8 protein-coding genes are annotated in these 13,165 nt (G+C 70.1%); all 8 read left to right on the forward strand.

Annotated features, from left to right (window positions below; all coding sequences use genetic code 11):
* Nucleotides 1–198: 198 nt before the first annotated feature.
* Complete coding sequence (locus tag KOI47_RS12040; protein ID WP_216216060.1) at nt 199–1,686, forward strand: sugar ABC transporter ATP-binding protein; 1,488 nt, start codon at nt 199–201, stop codon at nt 1,684–1,686.
* Nucleotides 1,683–2,738 (forward strand): ABC transporter permease, encoded by a 1,056-nt coding sequence (locus KOI47_RS12045; protein WP_216216061.1) that lies wholly within the window; start codon nt 1,683–1,685, stop codon nt 2,736–2,738. The genes KOI47_RS12040 and KOI47_RS12045 overlap by 4 nt, the downstream gene beginning before the upstream one ends.
* The gene (locus tag KOI47_RS12050; protein WP_216216062.1) at nt 2,735–3,787 is read left to right on the forward strand and encodes a substrate-binding domain-containing protein; all 1,053 of its coding nucleotides are present in this window, start codon (nt 2,735–2,737) and stop codon (nt 3,785–3,787) included. The genes KOI47_RS12045 and KOI47_RS12050 overlap by 4 nt, the downstream gene beginning before the upstream one ends.
* 43 nt (nt 3,788–3,830) lie before the next feature.
* Nucleotides 3,831–4,979 carry a Gfo/Idh/MocA family protein gene (locus KOI47_RS12055; RefSeq protein ID WP_232376697.1) on the forward strand — a complete coding sequence of 383 codons (1,149 nt, stop codon included), beginning with the start codon at nt 3,831–3,833 and terminating at the stop codon, nt 4,977–4,979.
* Nucleotides 4,980–5,016: 37 nt separating this feature from the next.
* On the forward strand, nt 5,017–9,648 hold the full coding sequence (locus KOI47_RS12060) for a ThuA domain-containing protein (protein ID WP_216216063.1): 4,632 nt from the start codon (nt 5,017–5,019) through the stop codon (nt 9,646–9,648).
* 85 nt (nt 9,649–9,733) lie between these two features.
* Nucleotides 9,734–10,891, forward strand: coding sequence for an inositol-3-phosphate synthase (locus KOI47_RS12065; protein WP_216216064.1), 1,158 nt, complete (start codon nt 9,734–9,736; stop codon nt 10,889–10,891).
* Nucleotides 10,888–11,739: an SCO3242 family prenyltransferase gene (locus tag KOI47_RS12070; RefSeq protein WP_216216065.1), complete on the forward strand. Its 852-nt coding sequence runs from the start codon at nt 10,888–10,890 to the stop codon at nt 11,737–11,739. Before KOI47_RS12065 ends, KOI47_RS12070 begins: the two co-directional genes overlap by 4 nt.
* Nucleotides 11,736–13,160 carry an EboA domain-containing protein gene (locus KOI47_RS12075; protein ID WP_216216066.1) on the forward strand — a complete coding sequence of 475 codons (1,425 nt, stop codon included), beginning with the start codon at nt 11,736–11,738 and terminating at the stop codon, nt 13,158–13,160. The genes KOI47_RS12070 and KOI47_RS12075 overlap by 4 nt, the downstream gene beginning before the upstream one ends.
* The last annotated feature ends 5 nt before the right edge of the window (nt 13,161–13,165 follow it).

Consider the following 13,165-nt stretch of genomic DNA (forward strand, 5'->3'; position numbering starts at 1 on the left):
CTTGAACCGAAGTTCTGCGCCTTGAGGTGCATAAACGCGCTGCGTAATCATCGCGTGCCTTCCGTATCACCTTGACGGGTGGTTGTGGTCACACTACTTTTGCATGGCACCGGACGAAGTGAGGGCAAGGTGAATGTAAGTCTGCACGCGCCGAGCGATAATCAGGGTGTCGCAGAGTCCGATCGGCCGCTGCTGTGGATGCGGGGCATCGTGAAGTCCTTCCCCGGGGTGCGCGCGCTCGACGGGGTCGACCTCGAGGTGCGAGCCGGTGAGGTGCACTGCCTGCTGGGCCAGAACGGGGCAGGCAAGTCCACGCTGATCAAGACGTTGGCCGGTGCCCACCAGCCGGATGAGGGGGAGATCCGCTGGCGGGACGCCGCGGTCACGCTCAACTCGCCGGTGGCCGCACTGCGGCTGGGCATCGCGACCATGTACCAGGAGCTGGACCTGATCCCGACGCTCTCGGTGCGCGAGAACGTGTTCCTCGGGCACGAGCGCTCCCGGTTCGGCTTCACCCGGCCCGGGGTGGCCAGGGCGGAGACGGCCGCACTGCTGGCCAGGCTGGGGCATCCGGAGATCTCCCCGGAGGCCGAGGTCGGGCGGCTGCCCGCGGCGGCACAGCAACTGGTCTCGATGGCAAGGGCGCTGGCCCACGACACCCGGCTGATCGTGCTCGACGAGCCGACGGCCGCGCTGGCCGCCGACGAGGTGGACAACCTGTTCCGCATCGTCGGCGAGCTGACCGCGGACGGGGTCGCGGTGGTCTACATCTCGCACCGGATGGAGGAGATCCGCAGGATCGGCGACCGGGTCACCGTGATCAAGGACGGCCGGACCGTGGCGGCCAACCTGGACGCACGGGAGGCCCCGGCCGGTGACCTGGTGGACCTGATGGCCGGGCGCAAGGTGGAGAACGTGTTCCGGCAGGAGGGCGAGGGCTCGGCCGGGTTCGGGGCGGAAGTGCTGCGGGTGTCCGGCCTGAGCCGGGCAGGCGAGTTCGAGGACGTCAGCTTCGCCGTGCGCGCCGGGCAGATCGTGGGGCTGGCCGGGCTGGTCGGCGCGGGCCGCAGCGAGGTGCTGGAGACGATCTTCGGCGCGCGCAGGCCGGATGCCGGTCAGGTCAGCATCGAGGGACGCACCCTGCGTCCTGGCAGCGTGTCCGCCGCGGTGAACGCGGGCGTCGGCCTCGCCCCGGAGGAACGCAAGAGCCAGGCGCTGCTGCTGGACATGTCGGTCACGCACAACGTCACCCTGGCCAGCCTGCCTGCCTACAGCAGCCTCGGGTTCAGCCATCGGTCCAAGGAGTCAAGGGACGCGGAGTCCACACTGGAGCGACTGGATCTCCGGCCAGCCGATCCGCGGCGGATCATCCGCACGCTGTCCGGCGGGAACCAGCAGAAGGCCGTGGTGGCCAGATGGCTGGTGCACGGCTGCCGGGTGCTGTTGCTGGACGAGCCGACCAGGGGTGTGGACGTCGGCGCGCGCTCGGAGCTGTACCGGCTGATCCACGAGCTCGCCGCGAGCGGGGTCGCCATCGTGCTGGTTTCCAGCGAGATTCCCGAGGTGCTCGGGCTCGCAGACCAGGTCCTGGTGTTGCGGGACGGCCAGGTGGTCGCGGAAAAGCCGTCGAACGAACTGACCGAAAAGGACGTACTGGATATGGTGATGGAGGGGAAGGCGGCATGACGGACACTCTGGACCGGCCGCCGGTACGCCAGCAGGAGGAGACGCGGCGCCGCTCCTTCCCGCTGGACATCCGGCTGGTCGGACTGGCAGGCGTGCTGGTCCTGCTGTGCGTGATCGGGCACATCACCCAGCCGGAAACGTTCCTCACCGAGGCGAACCTCTCCACCGTGCTGCGGCTGGCCGCGTCCATCGGCGTGGTGAGCGTCGGGATGACCTTCGTGATCATCGCCGCGGGCATCGACCTCTCGGTCGGCTCCATCGTCGCCCTCTCCAGCGTCTGGATGACCACGATCGCCACCCAGTCCTTCGGCCCGGTGGTCATGGTGCTGTGCGCCCTGCTGGTCGGTCTCGGCTGCGGGCTGGTGAACGGGGTGCTCATCTCCTACGGGAAAGTCGTCCCGTTCATCACCACGCTGGCCATGATGGCCTCGGCCCGCGGGCTCGCCGAGCGGCTCAGCGGCAGGCAGACCCAGGTGGTGACCGAGACCGGGTTCAACGACTTCTTCCGGGGCTCCCTGTTCGGCATCCCGGTGCTGGTGATCATGCTGGCACTGGTGTTCGTGGTGGGCTGGATCGTGCTCAACCGCACCACCTTCGGCAGGCGCACCTTCGCCATCGGGGGCAACGCGGAGGCCGCCCGGCTTTCCGGGATCAACGTCAAGCGGCACACCGCGCTCGTCTACGGCATCAGTGGGCTGTGCTGCGGCATCGCGGCGATCATGGTGGTCGCCCGCACCACCTCGGGCGCCTCGACCAGCGGCCAGCTCTACGAGCTCGACGCCATCGCGGCGGTGGTCATCGGCGGCTCCCTGCTCTCCGGCGGGCGCGGCAGCCTGGTCGGCACCCTCATCGGCGTCCTGATCTTCACTGTGCTGGGCAGCATCTTCACCCAGAACAACCTCGACACCGACATCCAGGCCATCGCCAAGGGCGCGATCATCGTCGGCGCCGTGCTGCTGCAGCACACCACCTCGGTTCGCCGCAAGGGAAAGGCGAAACAACCAAGTAGTACCGGGTCCCAACCCACAGCTGCCGACGGGAGCAAACCATGACAGACAAGGCAAGCCTGCTCGCACGACGCGGATTCCTCTTCGGCGCGGCCGGGCTCGGCGCAGGCGCGGTACTCACCGGCTGCACCTCGAACGAGCCGCAGCAGCAGGACGCCGCCGCGGCGAACCAGGGCAGCAACTCCGAGCCCGGCCAGCCGGTCACCATCGGGTTCTCCGCGCCCGCGGCCGACCACGGCTGGATGGCGGCCGTGACGATCAACGCCAAGGCACAGGCCGAGAACTACAGCGATGTGACGTTGAACGCCACCGAGGGCACCAACGACGTCAACCAGCAGGTCGCGCAGGTGGAGTCGCTGATCAACGCCGGGGTGGACGTGCTGGTGATCCTTCCCTACGACGGCAAGGCGCTCACCGCGGTTGCGCAGCAGGCGATGGACGCGGACCTCCCGGTGATCAATGTGGACCGGGTGTTCGACAGCCCACTGGCGTACCGCACCTGGATCGGCGGCGACAACTACCGGATGGGGGTGAACGCGGGGAACTACATCGCCGAGGAGCTGAAGCGGCAGAACATCGGTAACCCGGTGATCGGCGAGATTGCGGGCATCGACGCGCTGCCACTGACCCAGGAGCGCAGCAAGGGCTTCAGCGACGCGCTGCAACGCCACGGGTTCAGCGTGGGACCGCGGGCGTCGGCCGACTTCAGCCCGGAGTCCGGTCAGCAGGAGACGGCCAACCTGTTGCAGGGCGCGCCCACGCTGCACGCGCTCTGGAACCACGACGACGACCAGGGGATCGGCGTGGTAGCAGCGATCGACGCCGCGGGCAGGGACGACTTCTTCATGGTCGGCGGCGCGGGCTCGACGAACATGATGCGGCTGATCAAGGAGGACTCCGGCCCGGTCAAGGCGACCGTTCTCTACAGCCCCTCGATGGCCTCCTCGGCGATCGCGCTGGCCAGGCTGCTCGGCCAGAGTAAGGGGATCGGCGACCTTGCCGAGCACGAGATCCCGGCCGAGATCACCACCTACTCCGCGGTGGTCACCAAGGAGAACGTCGACTCCTATATGGATGTCGGCTTCGACTCCTGAAGCAAGGAACAGGCACTGTCCCGAAATGACAAGGGGAAACTGAATGAGTGAGCGGCCGGGGGACTCCATCGGCGTGGCCATGATCGGCCATGCGTTCATGGGAGCGGTGCACTCGCATGCCTGGCGCAGCGTGCACCGGTTCTTCGACGTCCCACTGACACCGCGGATGAGCGTGCTCTGCGGGCGTGACGAGCGCAGGACCAAGGAGTCCGCGCAGCGGTACGGATGGGAGTCGGTGGAGACCGACTGGCGGGCGCTGCTCGAGCGGGAGGACGTCGACCTTGTCGATATCTGCACGCCGGGATACACGCATGCCGAGATCGCGATCGCCGCACTGGACGCGGGCAAGCACGTGCTCTGCGAGAAACCACTGGCCAACTCGGTGGCCGAGGCCGAGCTGATGGCGCAGGCCGCGCGGCGGGCCGGCGAGCGCGGGGTGCGTTCGATGGTGGCCTTCAACTACCGGAGGGTGCCCGCGCTCGCGCTGGCAAGGCGGATGGTGGCCGAGGGAAGGCTCGGGCAGTTGCGGCATGTGCGCGCGGTGTACCTGCAGGACTGGCTCTCCGACGAGAACGCGCCGATGAGCTGGCGGCTGCGCAGGGAGCAGGCCGGGTCCGGCGCGCTCGGCGATATCGGCGCGCACATCGTGGATGCCACCCAGTTCGTCACCGGCGACGTCCTCACCGGCGTGACCGGCCGGACCGAGACCTTTGTCGGGCAGCGGCCGCTGCCCGACGGCGAGGGCACCGACGAGGTCACGGTGGACGACTGCGCGGTGTTCCTCGGCCGGTTCGCCGGTGGCGCGCTGGCGACCTTCGAGGCGACCCGGTACGCGCTGGGCAGGAAGAACGCCATGCGGATCGAGCTGAACGGATCCCGCGGCAGTCTCAGTTTCGATTTCGAGTCGATGAACGAGCTGTGGTTCTACGACGGGGAGGGACCCACGGACGCGGCGGGGTTCCGGCGCATTCTGGTCACCGAGGCCGACCATCCGTACCTCGGTGCCTGGTGGCCGCCGGGGCACCTGCTCGGTTACGAACACACCTTCACCCATGAGATCGCGGACCTGCTTTCCGCGATCGGTACCGGAAAGGAGCCGCAACCGAGCTTCGCCGAAGGCCTGCGCGTGCAACGCGTACTGGACGCGGTGGAGCGCAGCTCGGCCGACGAGTCACGGTGGTCGGCCATCTAACACAGTGCTGTACGGCTAGCGAGGGAGAAAGGTACCAGTGCAACGAAGCAGTAGTACCAGACAAGGCCACTCAGCGAGACGACGAACCATCCGGATCGGCGCGGCCGCGCTCGCCCTGTGCACCGGGCTCGGCGCCGGCGCCTTTTCCCCGGTGAACGCCGCACAACCGCAGGCGCAGCAGCAGGCACAGCAGCCGGGAACCCAGCATGTGGCGAACGTGCTGGTCTTCTCCAAGACCGCGGGATACCGGCACGGCTCGATCCCGGACGGGATCGCCGCGATCCAGGAGCTGGGGGAGGGCAACGGGTTCACCGTCGAGGCGACCGAGGACGCCGGCGCTTTCACCGATGACAACCTGGCCAGGTTCGACGCGGTGGTCTGGCTCTCCACCACCGGCGACGTGCTGAACGACGCCCAGCAGGGTGCCTTCGAGCGCTACATCGAGGGCGGCGGGGGATACGCGGGCGTGCACGCGGCCGCGGACACCGAGTACGAATGGCCGTGGTACGGCGACCTGGTCGGTGCGTACTTCCAGTCGCACCCGCACATCCAGGAAGCCACCGTGAACGTGGAGGACCGGCAGCACCCCTCCACCGCGGAACTTCCCTACCAGTGGCCGCGCACCGACGAGTGGTACAACTACCAGCAGAATCCGCGGCCGGACGTACATGTGCTGGCCTCCCTTGACGAGTCCAGTTACCAGCCGGGGGACGGGGCGATGGGGGACCACCCGATCGCCTGGTGCCACGAGAACACCGGCGGCCGGTCCTGGTACACCGGTGGCGGCCACACCAGCGAGTCCTATGCCGACCCGCAGTTCCGCTCGCACCTGCTCGGCGGGATCCTCTACGCCGCGGGCGAGCGCACGGCGGACTGCTCGCCGCCTGACCAGGGCGGTGAACCGTCCGATTCGGACTTCGACCAGATCACCCTGGCCAAGGGGGAGCCGGAGACCGGCGAGCCGATGGCCATGGCGGTGCTGCCGGACCGCAGGGTGCTGCACAGCTCGCGGGACGGCGAGGTGTGGCTGACCACCCCGGAGGCCACCACCTCGCTGGCGGCCAAGCTGGACGTCTACAACCACGACGAGGACGGCCTGCAGGGCGTCGCCGTGGACCCGGACTTCGCCGAGAACAACTGGGTCTACCTCTACTACGCCCCGCCGCTGGACACCCCGGCCGGGGACGCGCCCGCGAACGGTACCCCGGCGGACTTCGCCCCGTTCGAAGGCTACAACCAGCTGTCCCGGTACAAGCTGACCGCCGATGGCACCCTGGACCTGGCCAGCGAGCAGCAGATCCTGCGGGTCCCCGCCGACCGGGGCACCTGCTGCCACGCCGGTGGCGAGATCGACTTCGACGCCGATGGCAACCTGCTGCTGTCCACAGGGGACGACACCAACCCGTTCTCCTCGGACGGCTACACGCCGATCGACGAGCGCGCCGACCGCAACCCGGCCTTCGACGCGCAGCGCAGCTCCGCCAACACCAATGACCTGCGCGGCAAGATCCTGCGGATCGACGTCCAGGCCGACGGCGGCTACACCATCCCCGATGGCAACCTCTTCGAGCCGGGGACGGACAAGACCCGGCCGGAGATCTACGCCATGGGTTTCCGCAACCCGTTCCGGTTCGCGGTGGACAAGGAGACCGGCTGGCTTTACGTGGGTGACTACGGCCCGGACGCAGGCTCGGCCGACCCGGACCGCGGGCCAGGCGGAACCGTCGAGTTCAACCTGGTGAAGGGGCCGGGCAACTACGGGTGGCCGTACTGCGTCGGGGACAACCAGCCGTTCATCGACTACGACTTCGCCACCGGAACCTCCGGCGAGGCCTTCGACTGCGCGGCACCCCGCAACGAGAGCCCGAACAACACCGGGCGCACCGAGCTGCCGCCGGTCCAGCCCGCGTGGATCCCCTATGACGGCGGGTCGGTGCCGGAGTTCGGCACCGGCGGCGAGTCGCCGATGGGCGGCCCGACCTACAACCACGACCCGGAGCTCGACTCGGTCACCAAGTTCCCCGAGTACTACGACGGCAAGAACTTCGCCTACGAATGGGACCGCGGCTGGATCAAGGAGATCACCGTCGGCCCGGACGGCGAGCGCGGTGAGATCAAACCCTTCTTCGAGTCGATGGAACTCGTCCGGCCGATGAACATCGAGTTCGGCCCGGAAGGGTCGCTGTACGTGCTGGACTACGGAACCGGGTACTTCGGCGGCTCACCGGAGTCGGCGGTCTACCGGATCGACTACACCAAGGGCAACCGGACCCCGCAGGTGGAGCTGAGCGCGGACACCACCTCCGGGCCTGCCCCGCTCGAGGTCACCTTCGATCCGGCCGGCACGACCGACCCGGACGGCGGGCCGCTGAGCTACGCCTGGGACTTCGATGGGGACGGCACCACCGACTCGACCGAGCAGGGACCGGTTTCGCACACCTACAGCGAGGCCGGCCAGTACACGGCCAAGCTGACCGTGACCGACGAGACCGGGCTGAGCGGTGCCGCCAGCGTGGTGGTCACCGCGGGCAACACCGCACCAACGGTGGACCTGCGGGCGCCGGTCAACGGCGGGTTCTTCGGCTTCGGTGACACGGTGCCGTTCGAGGTCACCGTGACCGATCCGGAGGATGGCCAGATCGACTGCAGCAAGGTGACCGTGGAGTACATCCTCGGCCACGACGCGCATGGCCACCCGCTGAGCAGGGCGACCGGCTGCGAGGGCGTGATCGAGACGCCCGGCGACGAGGGCCACGGGCTGGACGCCAACGTGTTCGGGGTGATCAACGCCTACTACACCGACAACGGTGCCCCCGGTGCGCCGGAACTGACCGGTGAGGACGAGCACGTCCTGCAACCGAAGGTGAAGCAGGCCGAGTTCTTCACCGAGCACAACGGCATCCAGGTGGTCGAGGCCGACGCCGCCAGCGGCGGCAAACGGGTCGGTTACATCGACGACGGCGACTGGCTCAAGTTCGACCCGGCGAACCTCACCGGCGTGGACGCCATCGGCTACCGGGTCTCCTCCGGGGGCGCGGGCGGCACCATCGAGGTCCGCGCGGGCGCGGTGGACGGCGAGTTGTTGCAGACCGTCGAGGTGAGCAACACCGGCGGTTTCGAGAACTATGTCGATATCGCGCCACAGCCCATCGCCGACCCGGGCGGCACGTACCCGCTGTACCTGGTGTTCCGGGGCAGCGGCAGCGGCGGGCTGTTCGACGTGGACGTGCTGAACGTCCAGGGCACCGGGGTCGCCGAGCCGGGAACGCAGACCTGCGAGCCCGCGCAGCCGGACGAGGGCTACCGGATGCTCTACGACGGCACCGAGGAGAGCATGAACGGCTGGAACCAGGCAGGGCCCGGTTCCTTCGCCCACCAGCCGGACTGCTCGATCGCCTCGGTCGGCGGTATGGGCCTGTACTGGTTCGAGCAGCAGTTCGGGGCGTACAGCCTGAAACTGGACTGGAAGCTGGCCGGGGACGACAACTCCGGGATCTTCGTCGGGTTCCCCGACCCCGGAAACGATCCGTGGCTCGCGGTGAACCAGGGCTACGAGATCCAGATCGACGCCACCGACGCGCCGGAGCGGACCACCGGCTCGATCTACGGCTTCCAGTCCGCGGACCTGGAAGCCAGGGACGAGGCGCTGAACCCGCCTGGCGAGTGGAACTCCTACGAGATCGTGGTGCGCGGGCAGACCATCCAGGTCTACCTGAACGGGACGCTGATCAACGACTTCGTCAGCACCGACCCGGACCGCGACCTCACCCAGGGGTTCCTCGGCATCCAGAACCACGGTGACGCCGACGACGTGTCGTTCCGGGACATCCAGATCAAGGAGCTGGACGCGGCCGCCCCGGTCACCACGGCCAGCTTCACCGAGCCCGGCGAGAGCGGCTGGCACGCCGGGGACGTCTCGGTGTCGCTGACCGCGACCGACGAGGGCACCGGGGTGGACCGGATCGAATGGAGCCTGGACGGCGGGGACTGGACGACCTACACCGAGCCGGTCGCCATCACCGGGGACGGGGCGCACACCCTGCTCTACCGGGCCGTGGACCAGGCAGGCAACGTCGAGCCGGACAAGGCGGCGACGGTGCGGATCGACGCCACCAAGCCCACCGTGATGGTGGCGGGCGTGGCGAACGGCCGGGTCTACGGGGACGCAACCGACCTGGTGGTCTCCTGGCGGGCCACGGACGCGGCCTCCGGGGTGGCCTCCCAGTCGGCCACCCTGGACGGGCAGCCGATCACCTCCGGGCAGCTGGTGCCGCTGCACCAGTTGCCGCTCGGGGTGCACACCCTCGAGGTGAGTGCCACCGACGAGGCCGGGCACAGCGCCGAGCAGACGGTGTGGTTCGCATCCTCCACCTCGATGCGGGACATCGACCAGCTGCTCACCCGGTTCCGGGTGACCAACCGGCTGTCGCTGTCGGCCTACAACTCGCTGGCCAAGGAGTTCGGCAAGGCCCGCAAGGCCGAGGCCAAGGGCAAGGACGCCAAGGCGGTCCGGAAGCTGCGGTCGTTCGCCGAGCTGGCAGGTGATGCCGGGCTGGTCACCGACACGGTGGTGCGCGCCACGCTGGTCCGGGACGCCGAAGTGATGATCAACCGTATCGAAGGTGTTGCGGGAGGTATTGCGTGGCCTGCTGAAGCGAGTAGAACCTGACGGCAGGGCCGGGGCGGGCGTCCACGGGCGCCCTCCCCGGCCCGCTTTCATGCCTGCCGTCTGACCGAGGAAGGGGCTGGGGAATATGGATGCAGCGACGCCCACCGGGCTGTGGCTGATCGGAGCGAGAGGTTCGGTGGCCACCACGGCCATTACCGGGCTGCTCGCCCTGCGCGCGGGGGTCGTGCCCGCGACGGGATGCGTCAGCGCCCAGCCGCCTTTCGACGAACTGCGCCTTCCCGTCTGGGACGACCTCGTCGTCGGCGGGCACGACATCGTGTCCACCCCGCTGGCCGAGCGGGCTGCTCAGCTGAGCGAGTCCGGGGTCGTTCCTCCTCGGGTGCTGGACGCGGTCCGGGGCCGGTTCGAGACGGTGGAGCCGGACCTGCGCGAGGGATACCACCCCGCGACGAACTCCGGCTCCCAGACCGACGCGGCCCGCAGAATGGCCGAGGACATCACCGGCTTCGCCGAACGGCACGGCCTGGCAAGGGTCGTGGTGCTGAACGTGTCCTCGACCGAGCCGGTGTTCCCCGGCCTGCCCGAGCACGGATCACTGGAGGCGCTGGAAGCGGCCATGGCCGTGCCGGGACGCACGGTGCTGCCGCCGAGCTCGCTGGCCGCCTACGCCGCCCTGCGCGCGGGCTGCCCCTACGTCGACTTCACCCCCTCCACCGGGATCCGGCTGCCCGCGCTGGAACAGCTCGCCGCCCGCCAGTCCCTGCCCTACGCGGGTTCGGACGGCAAGACGGGGGAGACCCTGGTCCGCAGCGCCCTCGCGCCGCTGTTCGCCTCGCGCGCGTTGCGGGTGCGCTCCTGGGCGGGCACCAACCTGCTCGGCGGCGGCGACGGGCTGACCCTGGCCGACTCCGAGCACGCCGGCAGCAAGCTGGCCTCCAAGGGCCGCGGCCTGGCCACCCTGCTCGGCGAGGACGTGGTGGCGCCGCTGCACATCGACAACGTCCCCGACCTCGGCGAGCAGAAGATGGCCTGGGACAACGTCTCCTTCGAAGGCTTCCTCGGCGCCCGGATGTCCCTGCAGTTCACCTGGACCGGATACGACTCCGCACTGGCCGCGCCGCTGGTACTGGACCTGGCGCGGTTCACAGCGGCCGCGCACGCGGCGGGGCAGACCGGCCCGCTGGGCGCACTCGGCTTCTACTTCAAGGACCCGATGGGCACCGAGGAGCACCGGCTCGCCGAACAGGCCGCGGAACTGGCCGACTGGGCGGCGAAACTGTGAAGGAATGGATGGAACTCGTGCGGGCGCCTGCCGCGCTGACGGTGCTCGGCGACACCGTTGCCGGGGCCGCGGCGGCCGGCCAGCCGATGCGGGGCAGGCGGCTGCTGCTCCCGCTGGCCTCGGCGTCCTTCTACTGGGCCGGGATGGCGCTCAACGACTGGGCCGACCGCGAGCTGGACGCGGCCGAACGCCCCGAGCGGCCGATCCCTTCCGGCAGGGTGAGTGCGGGCGCGGCGCTCACCACTGGGGGTGTCCTGACCGCCGCCGGGCTCGGGCTGGCCGGGCTCGGCGGCGGTCGGCGTGCCCTTGGCACCGCGAGTGCGCTCGCGGCCGCCGTCTGGGCCTATGACACCCGGCTCAAGGGCACCGTGGCCGGGCCACTGGGCATGGCCGCCTGCCGGGCGCTGGACGTGTTGCTCGGCGCCGGAGGCGACAGGACCGCCGCCGCACCCGCTGCCGCCGCGCTCGGCACGCACGCGTTCGGCGTGACCGTGCTGTCCGGCGGGGAGGTGCACGGCGGCTCCCGTGCGCTGGCCGGGGTCGCGCTGGCAGGCACCGCGGTCGCGGGCGGGCTGGTGCTGCCGTGGCGCGGCCGTTCCAGGGCGGAGCGGCTGGCCGCATTCGGGTTCGGCACCGGCTACCTGGCCACCGTCGGCCGGGCGCAGCTGGACGCGGCGCGGGAGCCCTCCGCCGAGCGGGTACGCGGCGCGACCGCGGCCGGTATCCACGGCATGGTTCCGCTGCAGGCGGGCCTCGCCGCCAGGGCCGGGGCGGTCCGGGCGGGCGCGCTGCTGGCCGGTGCCCTGCCCCTGGCCAGCAGGCTGGCGAAGAAGGTGAGCCCCACATGAGTTCCTTCCACCTCGGATACGGCACCAACGGCTTCGCCAACCACCGGCTGGACGACGCGCTCACCGTGATCTCCGAGCTGGGCTACACGGCGGTGGCGCTGACCCTGGACCACTCCCACCTCGACCCCTTCGCCGAAGACCTGCCCGCGCGGGTGCGCGCGGTCGGGGACCGGCTGGGCGAGCTCGGGCTGCGCGTGGTCGTGGAGACCGGCGCCCGTTACCTGCTGGACCCGCGCCGCAAGCACCACCCGACCCTGCTGTCCTGCGAGCCGGAGGTGCGGATCGACTTCCTCCGCCGCGCCCTGCGGATCGCCGCGGACCTCGGCGCCGACTGCGTCTCCTTCTGGTCCGGGGTCAAACCCGGCAACCTGGACGAGGACACGGCCTGGCAGCGCCTGCTGACCGGCGTCGCCGCGGTGCACGAGGAGGCGGTGCACCGCGGGGTGCGGCTGGCCATGGAACCCGAGCCTGGCCATTTCGTGTCGCAGCTGGACCAGGTGCTGCGGCTGCGTGCGGAACTCGGCGATCCCGAACTGCTCGGTGTCACGCTCGACGTCGGCCACTGTGTTGCGGTCGAGGAGAGCAGCGCGGCCGACTGCGTGCGGCAGGCGGGTCCACTGCTGTTCAACGTACAGCTCGACGACATGCTCCCCGGCGTGCACGAGCACCTCGAGTTCGGCGAGGGCGAGCTCGATCTGGCTGGCACGCTGCGGGCGCTGGTCGAGGTGGGCTATGCCGGGGTGGCCGCGGTCGAGTTGCCCCGGCATAGTCACGCGGCCCCGGAGGTGGCCGCGCGGTCGATCAGCGCGCTGAAGGCGGCCCTGTACGGCGCCCCGGAGCATCCGTGGCTGGCCGAGGCGGAACGCACCATCCGGGAGGACCCGGCCGCGGTGCGCACGCTGTTCCCGAGCGTGGGCCGCAAGGTGGGCAGGGCGGCGCTGCACCAGGAGACCGACGCGGAAGGGCTGGTGCACGGCACGGTCGACGATCTCGCCAGGGGCAGGCTGCTGGGCGCGCTCGTGGCCGTGCTGCCTCCTGCCGAGCTCGCCGCCGAGGTACTCGACCTCTACCGCTACGGCGACGCGGCCGAGCGCAGGGGGGTGCTGCGTGGCCTGCACCTGCTGCCGGAGGCGGTTGCGCACACCGGTAAGCAGATCGTCGAGGACGCGCTGCGCACCAACGACATCCGGCTGGTCGCGGGTGCGCTCGGCCCGTTCGCGGCCCGGCACCTGGATGCGCATTCCTGGCGGCACGGCGTGCTGAAGTGTCTTTTCGTTGGCGTGCCGGTGGCCGCGGTGTCCGGCCTCGCCGAACGCACCGACGACGAACTGGTCCGGATGGTTGCCGACTACGTGGCCGAACGCGAGGCCGCTGGGCGCACCGTCCCGGCCGACGCACAGGCGATCCTGGAGGGTAGGTAGACAGC

The organism is Amycolatopsis aidingensis (genome assembly GCF_018885265.1).
Classification (GTDB): Bacteria; Actinomycetota; Actinomycetes; order Mycobacteriales; family Pseudonocardiaceae; genus Amycolatopsis; species Amycolatopsis aidingensis.